The sequence below is a fragment of the Lactococcus allomyrinae genome (genome assembly GCF_003627095.1).
GTDB lineage: Bacteria > Bacillota > Bacilli > Lactobacillales > Streptococcaceae > Lactococcus > Lactococcus allomyrinae.
In genome coordinates this window covers 344,217-362,745 of sequence record NZ_CP032627.1, presented here as the reverse complement: position 1 = coordinate 362,745, position 18,529 = coordinate 344,217, and the positions used below count along the sequence as shown (strand labels likewise).

16 protein-coding genes and 1 pseudogene are annotated in these 18,529 nt (G+C 36.5%); 3 read left to right on the top strand and 14 right to left on the bottom strand.

Features of this window, described 5'->3' with window-relative positions:
• Positions 1 to 5 precede the first annotated feature (5 nt).
• From D7I46_RS01860 to D7I46_RS01850, 3 genes are read right to left on the bottom strand one after another with little or no spacing between them, the layout of a single operon-like run.
• Positions 6 to 839, bottom strand: a complete 834-nt coding sequence (locus D7I46_RS01860) for a carbohydrate ABC transporter permease (RefSeq protein WP_120771331.1) — start codon at positions 837 to 839, stop codon at positions 6 to 8.
• The gene (locus D7I46_RS01855; protein ID WP_120771330.1) at positions 826 to 1,701 is read right to left on the bottom strand and encodes a carbohydrate ABC transporter permease; all 876 of its coding nucleotides are present in this window, start codon (positions 1,699 to 1,701) and stop codon (positions 826 to 828) included. The genes D7I46_RS01860 and D7I46_RS01855 overlap by 14 nt, the downstream gene beginning before the upstream one ends.
• On the bottom strand, positions 1,701 to 3,011 hold the full coding sequence (locus D7I46_RS01850) for an ABC transporter substrate-binding protein (protein WP_120771329.1): 1,311 nt from the start codon (positions 3,009 to 3,011) through the stop codon (positions 1,701 to 1,703). The genes D7I46_RS01855 and D7I46_RS01850 overlap by 1 nt, the downstream gene beginning before the upstream one ends.
• Positions 3,012 to 3,424: 413 nt before the next feature.
• Here D7I46_RS01850 and D7I46_RS01845 point away from each other — a divergent pair, with 413 nt between their 5' ends.
• Positions 3,425 to 4,417 carry a LacI family DNA-binding transcriptional regulator gene (locus D7I46_RS01845; protein ID WP_120771328.1) on the top strand — a complete coding sequence of 331 codons (993 nt, stop codon included), beginning with the start codon at positions 3,425 to 3,427 and terminating at the stop codon, positions 4,415 to 4,417.
• 180 nt (positions 4,418 to 4,597) lie between these two features.
• On the opposite strand, the gene rbfA is transcribed toward D7I46_RS01845, so the two are convergent.
• The 7 genes and pseudogenes from rbfA to rimP all read right to left on the bottom strand — a co-directional run bounded on the left by rbfA (position 4,598) and on the right by rimP (position 10,992).
• On the bottom strand, positions 4,598 to 4,957 hold the full coding sequence (gene rbfA, locus D7I46_RS01840) for a 30S ribosome-binding factor RbfA (protein ID WP_120771327.1): 360 nt from the start codon (positions 4,955 to 4,957) through the stop codon (positions 4,598 to 4,600).
• A 413-nt stretch (positions 4,958 to 5,370) separates the two neighbouring features.
• A complete protein-coding gene (infB, locus tag D7I46_RS01835) occupies positions 5,371 to 8,085 on the bottom strand; it encodes a translation initiation factor IF-2 (RefSeq protein WP_420844012.1) in 2,715 nt (904 codons plus the stop codon).
• 66 nt (positions 8,086 to 8,151) lie between these two features.
• Positions 8,152 to 8,247: pseudogene (locus D7I46_RS13765) on the bottom strand (translation initiation factor IF-2 N-terminal domain-containing protein); the annotation flags it as partial.
• 139 nt (positions 8,248 to 8,386) lie between these two features.
• Positions 8,387 to 8,692 (bottom strand): YlxQ-related RNA-binding protein, encoded by a 306-nt coding sequence (locus D7I46_RS01830; protein WP_120771325.1) that lies wholly within the window; start codon positions 8,690 to 8,692, stop codon positions 8,387 to 8,389.
• Between the two features lie 5 nt (positions 8,693 to 8,697).
• A complete protein-coding gene (gene rnpM / locus D7I46_RS01825) occupies positions 8,698 to 9,024 on the bottom strand; it encodes an RNase P modulator RnpM (protein WP_120771324.1) in 327 nt (108 codons plus the stop codon).
• A 79-nt stretch (positions 9,025 to 9,103) separates the two neighbouring features.
• Positions 9,104 to 10,252: a transcription termination factor NusA gene (gene nusA, locus D7I46_RS01820; RefSeq protein WP_120771323.1), complete on the bottom strand. Its 1,149-nt coding sequence runs from the start codon at positions 10,250 to 10,252 to the stop codon at positions 9,104 to 9,106.
• A 266-nt stretch (positions 10,253 to 10,518) separates the two neighbouring features.
• The gene (rimP, locus tag D7I46_RS01815) at positions 10,519 to 10,992 is read right to left on the bottom strand and encodes a ribosome maturation factor RimP (RefSeq protein WP_120771322.1); all 474 of its coding nucleotides are present in this window, start codon (positions 10,990 to 10,992) and stop codon (positions 10,519 to 10,521) included.
• Between the two features lie 423 nt (positions 10,993 to 11,415).
• Between rimP and D7I46_RS01810 the strand changes: the two genes are divergently transcribed.
• Both D7I46_RS01810 and D7I46_RS01805 read left to right on the top strand, forming a co-directional pair.
• Positions 11,416 to 11,859, top strand: a complete 444-nt coding sequence (locus tag D7I46_RS01810; protein WP_120771321.1) for a CidA/LrgA family protein — start codon at positions 11,416 to 11,418, stop codon at positions 11,857 to 11,859.
• Complete coding sequence (locus tag D7I46_RS01805; protein ID WP_120771320.1) at positions 11,859 to 12,557, top strand: LrgB family protein; 699 nt, start codon at positions 11,859 to 11,861, stop codon at positions 12,555 to 12,557. The genes D7I46_RS01810 and D7I46_RS01805 overlap by 1 nt, the downstream gene beginning before the upstream one ends.
• 46 nt (positions 12,558 to 12,603) lie before the next feature.
• Here the strand turns inward: D7I46_RS01805 and D7I46_RS01800 are convergent, their stop codons facing one another.
• From D7I46_RS01800 to D7I46_RS01785, 4 genes are read right to left on the bottom strand one after another with little or no spacing between them, the layout of a single operon-like run.
• Complete coding sequence (locus D7I46_RS01800) at positions 12,604 to 15,162, bottom strand: lectin-like domain-containing protein (protein WP_120771319.1); 2,559 nt, start codon at positions 15,160 to 15,162, stop codon at positions 12,604 to 12,606.
• Complete coding sequence (locus tag D7I46_RS01795) at positions 15,152 to 15,868, bottom strand: pilin N-terminal domain-containing protein (protein WP_120771318.1); 717 nt, start codon at positions 15,866 to 15,868, stop codon at positions 15,152 to 15,154. Before D7I46_RS01795 ends, D7I46_RS01800 begins: the two co-directional genes overlap by 11 nt.
• A 1-nt stretch (position 15,869) precedes the next feature.
• Complete coding sequence (locus tag D7I46_RS01790; protein WP_120771317.1) at positions 15,870 to 16,748, bottom strand: class C sortase; 879 nt, start codon at positions 16,746 to 16,748, stop codon at positions 15,870 to 15,872.
• 37 nt (positions 16,749 to 16,785) lie between these two features.
• Positions 16,786 to 18,384 carry a SpaH/EbpB family LPXTG-anchored major pilin gene (locus D7I46_RS01785; RefSeq protein ID WP_120771316.1) on the bottom strand — a complete coding sequence of 533 codons (1,599 nt, stop codon included), beginning with the start codon at positions 18,382 to 18,384 and terminating at the stop codon, positions 16,786 to 16,788.
• Positions 18,385 to 18,529 lie beyond the last annotated feature (145 nt).

The following is an 18,529-nucleotide window of genomic DNA, read 5'->3' as shown; positions in this document are numbered from 1 at the left end:
TTTTCTCATTTCAAACTAAATTGCATTCCTTCTTGGAACCGTTTTGAAAAAAGAAGGAATAAAATAATCAGCGGAAGAGTCAAAAGAACACTTGCTGCATACATCGGTCCTGGATATGAAGCATAAGGTCCAAACATCTGTGAAACTAACACATTTAAAGTAATCGTACTATTGCTCTTGGATACAATCATATCCCAAAGTAGATTTGTCCATCTATCGGTGTATAAGAAAAGGAAAATCACTGTCGTGATTGATTGAGACATTGGCAATATGATACGAAAAAGAATCGTTAAATCAGTTGCTCCATCCATCTTTGCTGCTTCCAATAATGTATTTGGAATTGCCTTGAAAAAGTTAGTATACATAAAAATCGCCCATAAACTTACCATCGTAGGAACAATCATCCCTGCAAAAGTATCAAGCATATGCAAATGAGTAATCAATAAAAACTGGGGAATAAGCAAAATAATCGCTGGGAAAAACATTTGAAATAAAATAAAATTATCCACAAATCTCTTTCCCCGAAATTCGACTTTGGCTAAAGCGTATCCCACCATTAAACCAATAACAACCATCAAAACTGTTGATATTGTCGCCACGATAAATGTATGGATAAAAGCTCCAATCCACGGCACAGCTGCACTTGTTGTAGCTCCGCCAAACAAAAAGGTCCAAGAACGTAAAGTAAAGTGTGCTGGAATTATTTTTTGGTCCACTTCGTTCCACGCAGCAAATGAGTTTAAGACTAAATAGATAAAAGGAAATACCATAATCAAGGCAAAGATAATCGTCCCTATATAGAGTGCAATTGTTTTTCCTTTTTTCTTATGACCAACCATTATGTCTCCCCCATTTTTCAAGTAATTTTCGGATAACCCCTATAGAGGCAAAAGTCACTACACTAGAGATTAAAGCGATTGCTGAAGCATAGCCGCTATTCAAGTTTTGGAAAGCTTGATTATAGATTTCCATTTGCCATGTGTTTGTTGCATAATTAGGTCCGCCTCCTGTTAATTGATACACTTCAGTAAAAATACCAAAACTTATACCTATTGCGAGCACCATCACTGTGTAAAATGCTGGATAAAGCATTGGAAAAGTAATTTTCCAAAACGTTTTCCATGAAGAAGCGCCATCAAGTGCGGCTGATTCATAGATTTCACCATTAATATTTTGTAAGCCAGAAACTAATATCAAACCGTAATACCCAGACATTTTCCATGCAATCATTAAAGAAATAATCGGAATAACTGTATGGGGATTTTGTATCCAGTTTATATTGATATCAAAACTATTTCTCAACCAGCTATTAAAAGGACCATTATATGAAAGGAAACCTTTAACAATCAATGAAGTAACAACGCCACTGGAAAGATAAGGTAAAAAGAACACAACCATAAATAATCCCTTTAGTCTTGGTAAATGATGAACCAAAAGTGCCACAATCATAGATAAGACCATTGCCATAGGAACAAATACAAGCAAAAACTCATAAGTAACAAAGAACGCTGAATGGACTGCTGGACTTTTAATTGCGTCAACAAAGTTTTCTAAACCAACAAAGTTAATATTAGGCGAAATCATATTCCAGTCTGTTACAGCCAACCATATTGACCAAAAGAGTGGTAATAAGAAAAATATTATTGTAAATATAAGATAGGGGGCTGAAAACAGCCACCCAATTTTATTGTTTTTTGTCATTATTGTAGTTTTCCATTAACTGCTGTTTTTGCAGCTGCTACTGCTTTTTCTGGAGCCATCTTACCTTGCACAACCGGAATCCATGAGTCCGTTCCAAAGGCTTGTTGGATATCATTATATTTTGAATTGTCAATCGCTGGAATAGCATTTGGAATCATATCAGCAATCACTTTCATTTGAGGATTTTTATCGAAATATGAAGTAAATGTTGAATTTGTAGTAACATCATCACGTGCGGGAGTCAGGCTTGTATCGTTGAGCCATATCAAATCATTTTTTGAATCACTAAAGACAAACTTCAAAAAGTCCATTGCTGCTTTCTGCTGTGCTTTAGTCGCTGAAGCGTAAATTGACACACCTTTTGCATCTGAATAAGTATTGATATTTCCTTTAGTACTCATATCATCTGGGACAACTGGCGGAGTGATTGTGTAGGTTTTATTGTATTGTAAGTCTGGAAATTGAGTTGTCCAATTTGCAAATACCCACGCTCCTGTCACTTCAATCAATGAATTTCCATTTTCAAATGGATTTGTTGCTGCTCCAGTTTGTAGAACATTATCTTTAGCCAGAGCACTCATTAGTTCAAAGACTTGTTTATTTGCGGAATGATCTGCAACGTATTTTCCATTTTTGACCCAATCGGCACCATTACTTGCTGCATAATATAATGGGAAATAATCAAACCATCGTTGATATGCTGTTGGGTCTACTAAAGCTGGAGCTGCCCAAAGTGATAAATTCTTATTTCCTTTAAGCTTTGCGGCTACTGCTTCTAATTCCGAATATGTTGTAGGCGCTTTATCAAATCCAAGCTCTTTTAGTTTATCCAGACGCCAAGCCATAAAGATAGGATTAGAATAAACAGGAAGAACATATTGGTTGCCATCGGAAAACTTCCAAGGAGCAATCGTTTTAGACATATCTCTAGTTTTCACAATACTGTCAAAACTCACTTGTTTGTTTAATGGGATAATTGCTTTACTTTCTGAAAGTTGTGCTGCAAAGCTACGACTGATATTTTCGGACATTGTTGGTGCAGTTTTAGAAGCAATCGCTGATTGAATATACGCTTCAGAAGTTGGAGAATTTTTCATTTCTGAAACTTTTACCTCAACCTTTGGGTGTTGAGCTTCATAATTTTTGGCCATTTTATTCCAAAAGGTCAATTGAGTTGGATTGGGTGCTGCCCAAAAGGTTATTGTTGTTTTACCTGTTGCATCATTTCCCTTTGCGTTCCCACACGCAGCAAGTAGAACTAAACTTGCAAGTGCAACGGATGAAATTGTTAACGTTTTTCCAAATTTCATTTCGAAATTCTCCTAATTTTGATTTGTTAAAAGTCTTCACTTATCAAATACTTGCTAACTCCATTTAAAGGAAGAGTTAGGAATCACTAAGCTCCACTTTTATTCTCATGCCTATAGCCCTTCAATGTAAGGCTTTACCTTAACATCGGTAGGGGATAAAAAATCCCCAATAGTGAAGTAATCACTTCGATTTATTATCAAGTAAAATCCTAGGTTATTTCATTTGATAATCTCAAATCAGAAACCGCTTTCTAATTCACAAATATATTATAATAATCTTTAACGTTATTGTCAATAATTATTTTTAACAATTACAAAAAATTATTTTATAAAATAATAATAAAATCCTTGATTTTATCAGATAAAAATATATAATAAAGATATTAAATATAAAATTTGTAAGGTAAAAAATAATGAAACAAGTTTCGATGCAAATGATTGCTGATGCCTTAGACATCTCTAAAAATTCTGTTTCTCAAGCGTTACGAGATGCTGCCGGTGTCAGCGAAGAAACAAAAAAACTCGTTCGCAATAAGGCTGACGAGTTGGGTTATAAATATATCAAACAAAATAAAAGAGTTCAAGGTGAGTTCCTAATATTAGCAACTGAGTTTGCTCTTTCTCAAGTAAGTTTTTTTGGTGAAATTATTAAAAGTATTGATTATAATTGTACGCTAAAAAATTTTAAGACTACAACTCTAGCTGTAACTTCCGAAATGATTCAAGAAAATCAATTGCCTGCAAATTTGACAAATTATAGTGGAATTTTTATTGTTTCTCATATTACAGACGATTATATTTCTAACATTGTTAATCAAGGGATTCCTTGTGTCGTAGTTGACCATCATAGTCCCAAGTTTTTAGCTGATTGTGTTTTAACTAAGAATACAGACGGTGCTTATAGTGCAATTGAATTCCTAATTAAACACCATTGTAAAAAAATTGGTTTTATTGGAGATATTGATTTTTCACCAAGTTATTTGGAACGTTTCCGAGGTTATCAGCGCGCTTTGAAAGAGCATGACATTGATTTAGATTCTAAGATTTTAATTACTAAAATTAAGGAAAATCAAGCTGAACTCTTTTCAAAATTAAAAGAGATTAAACAGATGCCTGATGCTTGGTTCTGCGTTAACTCTGGACTTGCATATATCCTCAATTATTATTTACAATCGGAAAAATATCATATCCCTGAAGATATTAGTATTATTTGCTTTGATAATACTGAATTTACACAAATGTCTAACCCTAAAATTACAAATATTAGTACCGATTTATCTTATATGGGTAAGCAAGCTGTCATTACTATGTCTGAGCGTCTGACTGCTCCAGATTCTCCTTATATTCATAAGCAAATCTTACCACAGCTTTTAGAGTTAGGAACAGTCCATCCTTTGAATATATAAAAAAAGAAAGTATAACTACTTTCTTTTTTTAATTTAGCAAAACTTGCCCTTGCTTTTCCATCAATGCTTTGAAATTTTTCTGCTTTTATAAGACAAGCGTACCTACGGATATGGTAATCTTTTACCTAGAAGGTTGCACTCTAGGTGAAAAATTGTCTGTTGACAAAGTATTATATTACTTTAATATTCTGATTTGTTATTCAAACCACGTAAGAGTTCATCAATTTTTGAACCGTATTCTACAGATTCATCTTTAGCAAAAGTTAAATCCGGTATTTTAAAAATTGTCATACGTTTAGCGAGTTCACTTTTGAATAGACCTGTTGCTTTTTTCAAAGCTGTCGCTGCTTTCTCATTGTCAGAAGCAAGATTCGACAATAAGCTATAATAGACCGTAGCTTGACTCAAATCCCCTGTGACTTGAACATCTGTAATGTTTACATCTTGCACACGGGGGTCACGCACTTTATTACGCAAAATATCATTAATTTCCCGCTGAATTTCTACAGCAACACGATCACTACGAAATGAATTTCCCATATTTTTTCCTTTCATTGGAAATTTAAGTTCTGTCAGTTTTGACAGAACTTTTTATCTTATTAAATTGAGTCCAGAAGGATAAAATCAAAAAAGATAAAATTTTGAATCTGTGCAAGCTCAGACTCAAAAATCTTCCTATTTCTGTTCCGTTTTGATTGAGCCTTTTTTACACCATATTTAACTGAGTTCGGGTCGCTTGAAATGAGTAAAAAATGATGAAATCAGAACCGTGCAGCGCACGAACCTGTATTTCCCTATTTTTTATCATTTCAGACTAAGCGCCTCTCACATCTTATAACTGAGTTCGTAAGGCTAGAAATAAGTGAAAAATGATAAAATGTTCCAATGAGCTGCGCTCATCTCCACATTTTCCTATTTTTCATTATTTCTAAACGAGCCTTTCTCACATCTTATTATTTCCGTTCGATTTCAACCATTTTGTAGACTTCAAATGTATCATCAATGGCAACATCATTGAAGTTTTCAACCATCAAACCACCTTCTTGTGCATTTCCAACTTCTTTGACGTCATCTTTGAAATGCTTCAAGCTAGCGATAGCACCATCATGAATGACAACTCCATCACGAATCACGCGAACAGAGGCATCGCGTGCTACTTTACCACGGATAACCATAAATCCAGCAATCGTACCAACTTTAGAAACGTTGAATGTTTCACGAACAATTGCTTCACCAATGATTTCTTCTTTGAATTCTGGATCAAGCATACCACGCATGGCAGTTTCAACTTCTTCAATGACTTTATAGATGATACTATGCAAACGAATATCTACTTCTTCATGAGCCGCTTGTTCACGAGCAAGACCTGTTGGACGCACGTTGAAACCAATGATAATCGCATTTGATGCCGCAGCAAGTGAAATATCAGATTCGCTAATTGCACCAACAGCAGAGTGGACGATATCCACTTTTACCCCTTCGACTTCAATTTTTTGAAGTGAAGCAGCAAGTGCTTCAGCAGAACCTTGCACATCGGCTTTGATAATAATATTAACTGATTTTGTTTGACCTTCTTTGAGTGTATCAAAGAGATTATCAAGATTAACACGACGTGTACTTTGGCGTTTGATGAGTTGGGCGCGTTTTGCACGTTCTTCCCCAGCATTACGTGCTGATTTCTCATCTTCAAAGACCGCAAAATGGTCACCAGCTTGTGGCACATCAGAAAGTCCAGTCAATTCAATAGGTGTTGATGGAGCGGCTTCTTTGATACGGCGACCAAGGTCATTTGTCATCGTACGGACACGACCGTAAGTATTTCCGACAACGATCGGGTCTTGAATGTGAAGTGTTCCTTGTTGAACTAAGAGTGTAGCGATTGCTCCCTTACCTTGGTCAAGTCTAGCTTCAACTACTGTACCAATGGCACGAACCGTTGGGTCAGCTTTGAGTTCTTGCATTTCAGCAACAAGAAGCACTGTATCAAGCAATTCATCAAGGTTTTGGTTGAATTTGGCTGAGATTTCGACAAATTCAGACTCTCCGCCCCATGACTGAGGCATAACACCGTGTTCTGCAAGTTCTTGAATCACACGTTGTGGGTTTGCCCCTGGTTTATCAATTTTGTTGATTGCAACAATGATTGGCACACCGGCAGCTTTTGAGTGATTAATTGCTTCAATGGTTTGAGGCATAACACCATCATCGGCTGCTACAACAAGGATTGTAATGTCAGTAACAGAAGCGCCACGCGCACGCATACTTGTGAAAGCCTCATGCCCTGGCGTATCGAGGAATGTGATTTTCTTGCCCTTTGTTGTAATTTGGTAAGCACCAATATGTTGTGTAATACCACCAGCTTCGCCTTCAGTAACACGAGATTCACGGAACCGGTCAAGCAATGTTGTCTTACCGTGATCAACGTGACCCATAATTGTAACAACCGCTGGACGTTCAACCATTTTATCTTCGTCGAGATAACCTTCTTCAACAAACAGACGTTCGATATCTGATTTATCTTCTTCTACTTTTTGAACAGCCTCAACACCATAATCCATCAAAATTAATTCAATTGTTTCTTGGTCAAGACTTTGGTTTTGGTTAACCATCGTACCCATCATGAACAATTTTTTAATGATTTCTGCTGATTCACGTTTAAGCAATTTTGCAAGGTCTTGCACGTTCATTCCGATTTCATATTCCACCGATTCTGGCAATTCATGGAATTTACGTTGGGTCGCTGGTATGGATTGTTGATTACGTCCGCCACGTCTATTCTTACCTGCATTCCAGTTAGAATTACGCGCATTACGCACTTGATTACGATTATCATTGACGCGAAGTGGGCCACCCTTACGGTTACCGTCTTGCGTATTATCGTGTGACGAAGTCTTAGATTTGTCACGGTCACGAGAACGACGGTTATTTTTGCCTCCTGCTGCTGGTGTAAAGACCTCTGCTGTTGAAGTCGTCGAAGAAGTTTTATCACGATTTTGTCCTTGAGTAGCTGGACGATTCTTGTCAAAACGATTTCCGCCTTGATTACCTTGCCCCGAATGACGATTGTCAGTACGATTATTTCTGTCATTCCCACGTTTTTTATCAAATGGTTTTTTGTCAGAATGTTTCTTTTCAGGACGGGCAGCAGCTTGTTCTTTTTTGATATCTTCTGCACGTTTTATAACTTTGATTTGAATTCTTGGTTTGTGATTCAATGGTTTTTTCTTTTCGTCAGTAATGACAGGCTCCTTTTTGTCAGCAACTCCTTTGTCCACTTTTGTTTCTTTTTTAGATGTCACTGTTTCAGATTTTATTTCTGGTTTTTCCGCCACTTTAGGCTCAGTTTTCACTTCTGGTTCTACTGACAGTTTTTTGTCAATAGATTGCTTCTCTGACGAAATTTTGTCAGCAGATTTTTTGGCTGACAATTCTTTGTCAGTAGATTTTCCATTTTCAGCAGCTACAACTGTGTCAACAGATTTATGTTCTACAGATTTAGCTGCTTTTTCTGCTTCTTCTTTTGCTTTAATTCGTGCCAAGATTGCAGGGTCTTCAACGATAGCTTTACCAGCAAATGTACGTGGGCCATCCGTTTTCTTTTTGTCAGTACTGACAGCTTTTTTAGGTGTGCTGACAGGTTTGTCAGTAGATTTTGCAGCCGGTTTCACGCCTGTTTTTACGCTTTCAATGATTTTAGCTGCTTGGTCTTCTGTGACTGAACTTGAATGTGACTTAACATCAAAGCCCAGATGCTTTGCAGCATTTACAAGTTCAGCATTTTTCAGTCCTGTTTCTTTTGCAATTTGGTTAATACGTTTCTTATCAGACAATTTAGTCCTCCTTTAAGATGTGAGCCCGCCTGCTTGGAAATAGTAAAAATGATAAATAATAATTTTTAAAAAATTTACCCTTTTTACTCACTTCCAAATCAAACTTTCTCAAAAAGAGAAGCGAACCCAGTTATTTATTCTATTCTTTCATGAGGCTCTCCATTTTCTTTGCAAATCCGTCATCAGCAATCGCAATAACCTTGCGGTTTTGTCCAATGGCTTGCGATAGTTCTATTTCTGTAAAGATTTGTGAGACGGGAATCTCATAATATTTTGATTTATCAGTAATTTTCTTATTCAAATTTGATGCACTGTCTGACGCAAGAATAATCAATCTCGCCTTACCATTTTGGATAGATTTGACGACCAGTTCTTCTCCTGTAATCATTTTCCCCGCACGTTTGGCAAGTCCAATCAAATTCGAAATTTGTTGTTTTTTATCCATGTCTTTTAGTCATAGTCTGGAAGTTCATCTGCAGAATAAGTCGTCTTTTGAAGTTCACGACGTGCCACCTGATGTTCAACATAAGTGATTAATTCATCATAGAATTTATCATCAACTTTGGTTTGAAAAGCTCGATCAAATACTCGCTTCTTTTTAGCAAGTGTCGCTTCTTCATTAAGAAGTGCGATATATGCTCCTCGTCCATGCGCTTTACCAGTTGGGTCAATCGAAATCATCCCTTCTTTATTAAATGCAATGCGAAGCAAATCACGCTTTGGAAACTGCTCATTTGAAACTAAAGACTTTCTCATAGGAATTTTTTTCTGTTTCATAGAAAACCTCATTTCTCAAGAAAATATAAGCTCTGTCAGTACCGACAAAATTCTGTCAGCAAACATTTTCTTAAAAAATTTATCCTTCATTTTCCTCAGTTTCAGGAATTTCTACAGCTTCATCCAAAACAACAGGTTCCTCGATTTCTGAAGCTTCTACAACTTCATCATCTTCACCAACAAACTCATAATCATCAATATTAAACTCATCTGCCGCTTTAATATCAATTTTGCTGTTTGTAACATGGGCTGCAAGACGGACATTTTGTCCACGTTTCCCAATAGCTAATGAAAGTTGGTCACGAGCAACAACGGCAAGTGATGAACCATCCGCTGTAATCAAAACTTGCTCAATACGTGCAGGTTTCAAAGCGTTAGCAATCAAAGTCGCCTTGTCAGCAGAGTATTCAATAATGTCCATCTTTTCACCTGCAAGCTCACGAATAATTCCTTGAATACGAGAACCTTTTGCTCCAACCATTGTACCGATAGCATCAACATTTTCATCATGGCTTTCAACAATAACTTTTGCACGGTCGCCGGCATCACGAGCAATTGATTTAATTTCTACAGTTCCATCAAATACTTCAGGAATCTCTTTTTCAAACATTCGTTTAAGCATATCTGGTGCTGTGCGAGAGATGAAAACACGTGTTCCCTTTGGTGTCAAAACAACATCGGTCACATAAACTTTCACACGGTCACCCACATGATAGTTTTCTTGAGGAATTTGGTCTTTCTTTGTAAGCAAAGCATCAACACGACCAAGGTTAATATAAACCGCACGTGCATCAACTTTCTCAACCGTCCCTTGAATGATTTCATCCTTATAACGACTGTACTCATTATAAATGATTGTACGCTCTTCCTCACGCATTTTTTGCATAATCACTTGTTTGGCAGCCCCAGCAGCAGTTCTTGCAAAATCTTTAGGCTTTTCTTCAAACATGATTTTATCGCCAATTTCATAATGAGGATTTAATTCAAGGGCATCTTCAAGCGAAATTTCGAGACGGCTATCAAATACTTCATCCACGACTTCACGCGTAGAATAAACATTAAAATTCCCTTTTTTCTCATCGAAAATAACTTTCACATTCTGGGCTTGACCATATTGTCGCTTGTAAGCAGCCGTGATGGCTTGCTCAATTGCTTCAATAACAATCTCCGGTTTAATTCCTTTTTGTTCTTCCAACATTGCAAAGGCGTTCAGCATTTCTTTGCTCATTTATATTTCTCTCTTTCGATTTAAGATGTAAGGAGCGCTCCCTGAAATAAATGAAAATGATAAATTCCAGAACCATGCGATGTACGAACCTGTAATTTCCTATTTTTCATTATTTCAAGTGCTCCGAACTCAATTTTAAGATGTAAGCCCGATTGTTCTAAAAGCTGAAAAATAGGAAATGAGCAAAGCTCATTGGAACATTTTATCTTTTTTCATAGCTTTCAAAAAGGGCAAGCACAATTATATTACCAAATGATAAAGCTCAATCAAAATTTAACCATCGTCTGCGCTTTAGCCACACTAGATAGCGGAATTTCAACAGATTTATGACGTGTCTTATCAAGTACATCAAGCACCAGATTTTCTCCATCAAAACTCGTTAAATCTCCTGCAAATTCTTTTTCTCCATCAAGCTTTTGATAGAGTTTGACAAAAATATACTCACCAATCGCTCCTTTGAAGTGCTCGGCTTTTCTTAAAGGACGTTCAGCTCCTGGACTAGCAACTTCAAGCATATAACCTTCTTTAGGAAAAGGGTCTGGCTTGATTTGGTCTAACAAAGGGGAAATCAACTCACTCAACTCAGCCGTTTCATCAATCTCGATACCGCCTTCTTTATCCACCAAAATACTTAAAACCATATCACCACCAAGTTTCCCCCACTCAACTGCAAAAAGTTTAAACGGTTTAGGAATATGAGGTGTGATGAAATCTTCAACAACTTCTACGATTTCTTCCATATTTTATCTCCTTTTCTTTAAGATATGAGGAAGTTTCTAGCCTTCCGAACTCAGTTATAAGATGCGAGGAGCGCTTACCCTGAAATTATGAAAATTATCTATTTTCACTAATTTCAAGCGCATCGAACTCAATTGTAAGATATGAAGAGCACTCCAACCTTATATTTAACCTGACTATCTATCGTCAGAAAATCCACACAAGAGAAGGAGCGTCCTCACGAACGCTCCTTTCTAATAGTTTATTTAAATTGATTATAACACTTTTTGATAAAATGTCAAGAAAAGTTTTCAACAAAATTTACTTTATCTTTTTCCAGTACCTCTCCTAAATCCACTCACACCAATCCTTGAAAAACCAACCTTCAAAGAGTACAATTAAATTATTGTGAAAAGAAATCAAGATAACTTAGGGAGTTAGTAATTATGAAAATATATCTACAACTACTCATTATTTTCGGTTTTAGTTTTATCGGAAATATCATCTCAAATGGGCTTCACCTCCCCATTCCTGGCTCAATTTTAGGCATGGTTCTTCTATTTCTTGCCCTCCAGTTTAAAATTCTCGAATTTAAACACGTTGATGAAGCAGGAAGCTTTCTCATTAATAACATGACGATTCTTTTTCTACCAGCCGGAGTTGGAATTATGGCAAAATGGAATTTGATTAGTCATTTTTGGGTTCAAATTCTTATTATTATCCTTGGGGCTCTTATTATTAATGTTTTTGTATTAGGAAAATTAGTAGAATGGATTAAAATCAAATTCGAAGGAGATTATGCTATCCCAAAGCTCAGTTCTCAACAAATCGCACTTGATGTTATCAATCAACATTCCAAAAATAAAACCACAGAAAATGAAGGTGCCTAATGAATCAACTCACTGCCGACCCACTTTTTGGACTTGTCCTTACTATCCTCGTTTTTATGATTGGTGTGCGTATTAATGAAAACTTTCGTAAACCTTGGACCAATCCGCTTCTCTTTGCTACAGTTGTCATTATTCTCATTCTAGGACTTGCTCATATTCCTTACAAAAATTATTATGTTGGAGGTTCCATCATCAATGACCTCATTGCCCCTAGTACTGTTGCGCTCGGAATCCCACTCTACAAAACATTTCATTTAATGAAACATCACGCACGTTCTATCGGACTTTCAATCGCGATAGCCGCACTTATCAATACAGTATTTACCGCACTCTGTGCTAAGTTCTTTGGTCTTACCAAACTTGCAAGTCTATCCATTTTTCCAAAATCTGTCACTACGGCAATGGCGATGGGAATTTCTGATAAAATGCACGGTATTGAGCAAATTACCGTTGTTGTCGTTGTAGCAACTGGGATTCTCACCAGTGTCCTAGCTGCGCCATTATTGAAACTCTTCAAAATCAAAGATCCTGTCGCTCAAGGGGTCGCACTAGGTGGAACAGGACACGCCGTAGGAACAGGAACAGCTATTGAACTCGGAAAGACTCAGGGAGCAATGGCGGCTTTAAGCATTGGTGTAACTGGTATCATGTACGTTATTTTTGCTCCGCTTGTCGCTCATATTATTCTTGGTTACTAATAAAAAAACATTGAAAGCTCTTTTGAACTTTCGATGTTTTTATTTTTTATTTTTTATTTTTTATTCGTTTCCCCCATTGAATCAAATATGCAACAATCGCACTAAATAAAGCAATCACAAGAATTTGGCTCCATCCAATTCCCCCTGTGAATGGTAAATGAATATCTTGCCCATCATAAGCATAATAAACATTAACTACAATATCATCAAACTTATCATTTACTACTTGAGGAGTCACTTGAGTTTTATCATCTGATAAATAAGGTGAACTCGCTGCTAAATTTCCATCAGCGCCCACTACTGTATAATTTGTAATTTCTGGGTTAACTTGTGTCCCAAAAGATGAATTAAATGATGTCATATCTGCCCAATCTGGATTGGCAGTACCATCCTTAGCAAACGGATGATTATCTGACTCAGGTGTTCCATTTCCTTTATAATAATAAACGGTTTGTTTCCCAGAAGAATCCGTTACCGTTTCAACAGTAAGGCTTTGACTCGTTGTATATTTTGTGGCAATCGGCATTCTGCTATTGACATCAAGGTAATTTATTGTTTCATTGACTTCTTTTGTTGTACGATTTGAAAAACTATAGTTTGAATTATAGTAAACATAATAGACAGAATGTTGAGGATTAGGTGCTCCATTTTGTTGAGGTGCGGTAATATTGATTGTACCATTAATACCACCGTTAAACTCGTTATCTCCCGCTGCTATCTCATTTCCATTGATAAGCTGTGTTGTCTTTTGCCAAGTATATCCTGGTACTATAGGATAATATACTAACCCTGGATTATATGAACTTTGTTGAGTCCAACCATTGATAGGATTGCCATTTGAGTCTAATACATCAGAAACAGCTGGTGTTTTCGGATTACCATTGGCATCCAAAGTTGGTACAAAACTGGTGGAAGAGTACCATATAACATTTGGAGTAGCATCCCCTGGCTGATAAGTAGTTACACCAACCATCCATACACGATAAATATAATCATTCCCAGCACCAACAAGGTTTCCATTACTTTGTGTTGGATTTCCTGTCGGATTAGATTGATTAGAATATGGCGTAGAAGACATCCAAGGCAAAGGATTTTTAGTCATATCTACATAGTGTATCGTCGCATCAGATTCAAAAAAATTATCCGTTACAATACTATGCTGTTTGATTAAATATACATTGAAATTTTGGGTGACACCATCTTGATTGAATACTTTTTTACTTGCATTTGCAGGAGTAAACTCATCGTTAGGATTTTGATGTGGTGAAAGTATATAACCACTTGGAATTTTTACAGTATAGTTAGAGGATCCATTAAACACTCCTGTTGTTGTATCTACAGCTCCCACTTGCTGATTAGTATCCGTATCTATGTATGTAATCGTAGCCGTTTCTGGATTTGGAGCATAAACATAATTAACCGTAATATCATTTGCAGTATAAAGTCCTGTAATTGTATTCGCAGAATTTGTCGCCGTAGAATCTGATACTTCTACATTTTTTAAACTATAACCTGTAATAGTCTTAGGGCTTGTAGTATAACCATCTTTACCAACTATTCCTTGCGTTGAAACACTTGATGCTAATGTATTTCCAGAAGCATCTACATAATTAGCAGTTACAGTGCCTAACGCTTCCGTAAATGTAGCTGATGTAAATTGAAACTGCTGAAGATTCGTCACACCACCTGTACTACCAGAAATGAAAAATGATAATGCACTAGAAGACTCATCACCAGCTAAGCTCTCCAAAGAAGAAATTGGCATTTGCCATGTTAAACTTCCAAATACAACTGTAATCGTTCCCGTAGAAGCTGTATAAGTTAGAGAATATGCATGGAATTTACCATCTGCTAGGCTAGAAATATCCTTTTGAGGATTGTCAGATTTATTATAAGCTGTCTTTGGTGCAATCGCAGGTGCTCCACCTCCAGAAGGGTATGAATTTTTCACATCATACATTGGATTAGGATTAGCGTAAGACCATCCTCCTACCGCCCAAGTAGAATTTGTACTAGAAGGGTCTCCACCCACGATACCACTATTAGTTAGAGTATAGACAGGGTCTGCACCAGTCGCAGTACTCGGGAGTATGGTCGGTATCGTATAGGAGTTCTTATAAGTATCGGCTGTCCAACCAAAGGCACCACGCAATCCTCCTATTCCTAAGTCTGCGCCTTTAATTCCAACAACACCTGTGTCTCCTGGATACCATCCGAAACTGACACCATCCGCTCCACCTTTGTTTCCTATATTGAGATTACCAGTAATTTTCCAGTCTTGCGACATATCGAATTTAACATTCATCGCTGCCATCCCCACTTGATTAGTAGAGTTAGGTGTTAACGTCAAAGTACCATAGCCAGCTCCAGTAGTGTAACTATACTTTGCACTTCCTGTTTGCGTAAAATAATTTTCAAAATCCTTGGGTTGAACTGTCACAGTTGGACCAATGATAGCTGCTTTGGCGTCTATCAGTCCAAAGATATTTTGGACACCTGATATTGTACTGAATAGAGGGGTAGAAAGTAATGTTACTGCTGATAAAAATGTCAACACTTTTGTTACTATTCTTTTTGTTTTTTTATTACCCTGTCTAGTATTCACTTCTAACTCCTCTCTCTTTACTTATCTTTCCCACCGTTAGCATAAACGTGATACCAATAAGTCCTACTCCCAAGGTAGAGATACTCAGCTTTGAACCATCTCCTGTTTTAGGCAAATTTCCTTTAGGAATTTTAGAGGTTTCTTTGGGTTTATATGTATTCTCTAGCGGGTCAATGCTTGATTTTGGATAGATATAGACCTCATTCAGATAACCATTTTTAGCAGTATTTTCTACAGGAAGCCGAATCAGTATAGGATGTGCTGGTGTTGATAAGTGAGCCAGAGAATTTGCTTGTTCACTAACAATATAAAATCCATCACTAAGATTTAAAGATATAATTCCAGCAGAATTTGTTACAAGTTCTAGCGGTGTACCACTAACAGAATATGAGTCTTTATCACTAAGTTTGATTTTATCTCCATCTCTGGTGGGTATAATTTTTTGAATCACATAGTGAATTCCAGCTATCGGAGCGAGCTCTGAATCGTGGTTATCTACGGGAATATTATTAATTTTTTCGCCTGTATTAGTTGTTTGTTTTTGCGAAAATTGATTTTTCCCCGAGGGAAGACCATATTTTACGATAAATAAGTCTTGAGTATGTGTTGAGCCAAGTTGTGCTTGTGCACTAACTTGAGGTGCCAATCCAGCCACGCTCAAGATAAAGAAAACAAATAAAACTTTTCCAATTGTTGTTTTCATCATTCTATCTTGTTTCCTCCGTGTTCTTACTTCTATTTTTTCTTTTTTCATAATACTTATAAATTAGATATAAAACAGCGAGAATTGCTAAAATAAGTGAACCTAGCAAAACCCAAAAATCATAACCATACTTATCACGTTGTATTTCTTCTTGTGGTGTTTTTGAAGCATATGGAACACGTTCTCCTGTCACAAGAAGTCGTTGACTATTTACTCCTGTTGGATAGCAAGTCACAAGCGTTGCAATATCTTTTCCTTTTTGGATTCCCAAAGTCGAAACATCTTCAGGATTTACAACCTTAATCTTATTAATTTTGTATTTCATCTTAAGATTTAACGTATCCACATAGAATACATCACCAATTTTGAGTTTATCCAAATTAGTAAACAAAGTATTGTTGACACGTCCTGAATGAGCCGAAAGCACTGTGTGAGTATTATTTCCACCAATTGGCAAACTCGTCTGAGGAATATGACCAATCCCTACCGCTAATGTTTCCTCTGAATCTCCATGATAAACAGGAACATTCTCCACTTTGATTTGTGGTATTGAAACATTTCCCATCATGCCACTATTATCAATGTTTAACATTTGATTATAGTTTGGTTTGGACTTTGTGTAAGGAATATGCTGACTCATATCGTAAATATATGTGTTATATTCTTTAGCGCTTGTAAGTAAATGATTAATTTCATTTTTATCAAGTGTAGAGGTTTTTTCATTGAATTTAGTAACAATGTTCGCTGTTTTATTCGAAACAAGAGTATTAGCTACAATCGGATAAAAAAGTGCACCAACCGCAACCAAAGCAAAAATAACACTCAGAATATCACGAAAGGAACGGTTTTTCTTTTTTACAGTTGGCTTTTTTTTAGCCCTCACAATCAATTCCTATTCCTTTCTGATTTTACTTATTAATTTATTCTGATTTATCAGTTATTGTTTTACGGCGACGGATAACGATTGACGCTGTTGTAGCAACTCCAGCAATCACAATAATGCCAATCATACCTTGTCCACCTGTAAATGGAAGTTTAATATTTCCACCATCCAAATTATTTGATACGCCAACTTGAGTCGTAGTCGGATCAATAGAAGCCACTACTTCTACAACACTTGTTGGGAGATCGTATCCTGTTGGAGCTGCTGTTTCAATTACGTAATAGTGAGTATTCGCTGTTGATGTATCACCTGTTTGTTCAGCAGTATCTGTCAGCTCTAAACCGTCAAATTCAATCATTCCATCTGTTCCTGTTGTCAAGCTATAATCTTGACCTGCTTGAGATGGATTTTGAACATAAGTTGCAGTTGAAGTTTTTCCATCAACAAGAGCTTGTGCTTCATCTTTTGAAGATGCTTTAATCAGTTTAAATGTTGCACCTGAAAGTGGAGTTTTTGAAACAGAATCAATCTTTTGAATTCTGAGCGCTCCTAGATAGACTTCAGGGACATCTGTTGTTGAATCTGAAGAACCAAGAAGGTTAATATGCAGATTTGTGTTACCTGAGCCTGTTGTATTACTAAGGTCTACACCGTAAGCATTTTTCACACTAGTTGTGAAATAGTTACCAATTTGTCCATATTTATAAGTATTAGAAACTGTTGTAGTAAGATTGACAATGAATTGATCGGATGATGACTCTTTAGCTGCTTTGATTGCTTTAATTCCTGTTTCAGTCAATTTCAAATCAATATTTCCATCAGTTGTTGTCAATGTATAGTCTGTTGTTGAATCAAGCGAAATTTCTTTTGTCCCTACAACAAAATTAATAGCTTTAAAAGTTAAATTTGAATTTAAAGCATCAGTTAATTCAAATGATCCTACTTTACCATCATCAGTTACCATAGAATCTGAAAAGGCTGAGGCTAAGTTCCATGTGATATCTTGACCCGCAAAAACAGTAGCTTGTTTATTTGTTCCTGTGTTGTCATCAAGCACATTATCACCAATTTCTACTGTTTTATTTACAGCATTATCTTGTGAAAGGTCTGTTTTAGGATAAACGTTGATATCATACAACCAACCATTCACAGCTTGTGAAGAGGATGAATTCAATGGGACTTGAACAATTGAATCTTGCATAGAAGCGACTCCACCAACTGTAGTGACTTGATGAAGTAGGTAGTATCCATCTTCTGTAATATTTAAACTTACTGTGCCGTTAGTATCTGTTTCTCCTGATACTACTGTACTTGTAGTTGTATAAGTTGATGTATCTCCAACTTTCATGTTAGCAGCTGAACCTGTGGGTGTCACAAGTGTTGCAGTAAATGTCACATGTTGCAACGGAGTACCTGTTACATTTTGTTCAGTACCGTCATTAACAAAGCCAGGTTTGTTTGCTGTTGGTGTTCCTTGAAGAGCATGAATTGTAATTTCACGTGTTGTTGAGCTGTCTGGTACGTTAGTATCAGCAAACGCTGTAACTGCACTGCTCAAGCTTACAATTGTCATCAAGGCAACAGTTGCCATTGATACTTTACGGTTAATTGATTTGAAAGATGAAAATTTCATCATTGCGGTTTCTCCTTTTTATAAGGCATTTATGTCTAATTTTAGACACAAACACTACTTTAGATGAATGTATTTTAAAAAATACGTCCATTTGATTTATTATTATAACTTATGTATTGTTATATTGCAATAGCATTAATGAATAAAT

Excerpts from the sequence above, each read along its gene's own strand:
- D7I46_RS01850 (WP_120771329.1), bottom strand. The coding sequence starts at position 3,011 with ATGAAATTTGGAAAAACGTTAACAATTTCATCCGTTGCACTTGCAAGT.
- D7I46_RS01785 (WP_120771316.1), bottom strand. The coding sequence starts at position 18,384 with ATGATGAAATTTTCATCTTTCAAATCAATTAACCGTAAAGTATCAATG.
- rimP (WP_120771322.1), bottom strand. The coding sequence starts at position 10,992 with ATGGAAGAAATCGTAGAAGTTGTTGAAGATTTCATCACACCTCATATT.
- nusA (WP_120771323.1), bottom strand. The coding sequence starts at position 10,252 with ATGAGCAAAGAAATGCTGAACGCCTTTGCAATGTTGGAAGAACAAAAA.
- D7I46_RS01830 (WP_120771325.1), bottom strand. The coding sequence starts at position 8,692 with ATGGATAAAAAACAACAAATTTCGAATTTGATTGGACTTGCCAAACGT.
- D7I46_RS01810 (WP_120771321.1), top strand. The coding sequence starts at position 11,416 with ATGAAAATATATCTACAACTACTCATTATTTTCGGTTTTAGTTTTATC.
- D7I46_RS01855 (WP_120771330.1), bottom strand. The coding sequence starts at position 1,701 with ATGACAAAAAACAATAAAATTGGGTGGCTGTTTTCAGCCCCCTATCTT.
- D7I46_RS01845 (WP_120771328.1), top strand. The coding sequence starts at position 3,425 with ATGAAACAAGTTTCGATGCAAATGATTGCTGATGCCTTAGACATCTCT.
- D7I46_RS01860 (WP_120771331.1), bottom strand. The coding sequence starts at position 839 with ATGGTTGGTCATAAGAAAAAAGGAAAAACAATTGCACTCTATATAGGG.
- rbfA (WP_120771327.1), bottom strand. The coding sequence starts at position 4,957 with ATGGGAAATTCATTTCGTAGTGATCGTGTTGCTGTAGAAATTCAGCGG.
- D7I46_RS01805 (WP_120771320.1), top strand. The coding sequence starts at position 11,859 with ATGAATCAACTCACTGCCGACCCACTTTTTGGACTTGTCCTTACTATC.
- rnpM (WP_120771324.1), bottom strand. The coding sequence starts at position 9,024 with ATGAAACAGAAAAAAATTCCTATGAGAAAGTCTTTAGTTTCAAATGAG.
- D7I46_RS01795 (WP_120771318.1), bottom strand. The coding sequence starts at position 15,868 with ATGATGAAAACAACAATTGGAAAAGTTTTATTTGTTTTCTTTATCTTG.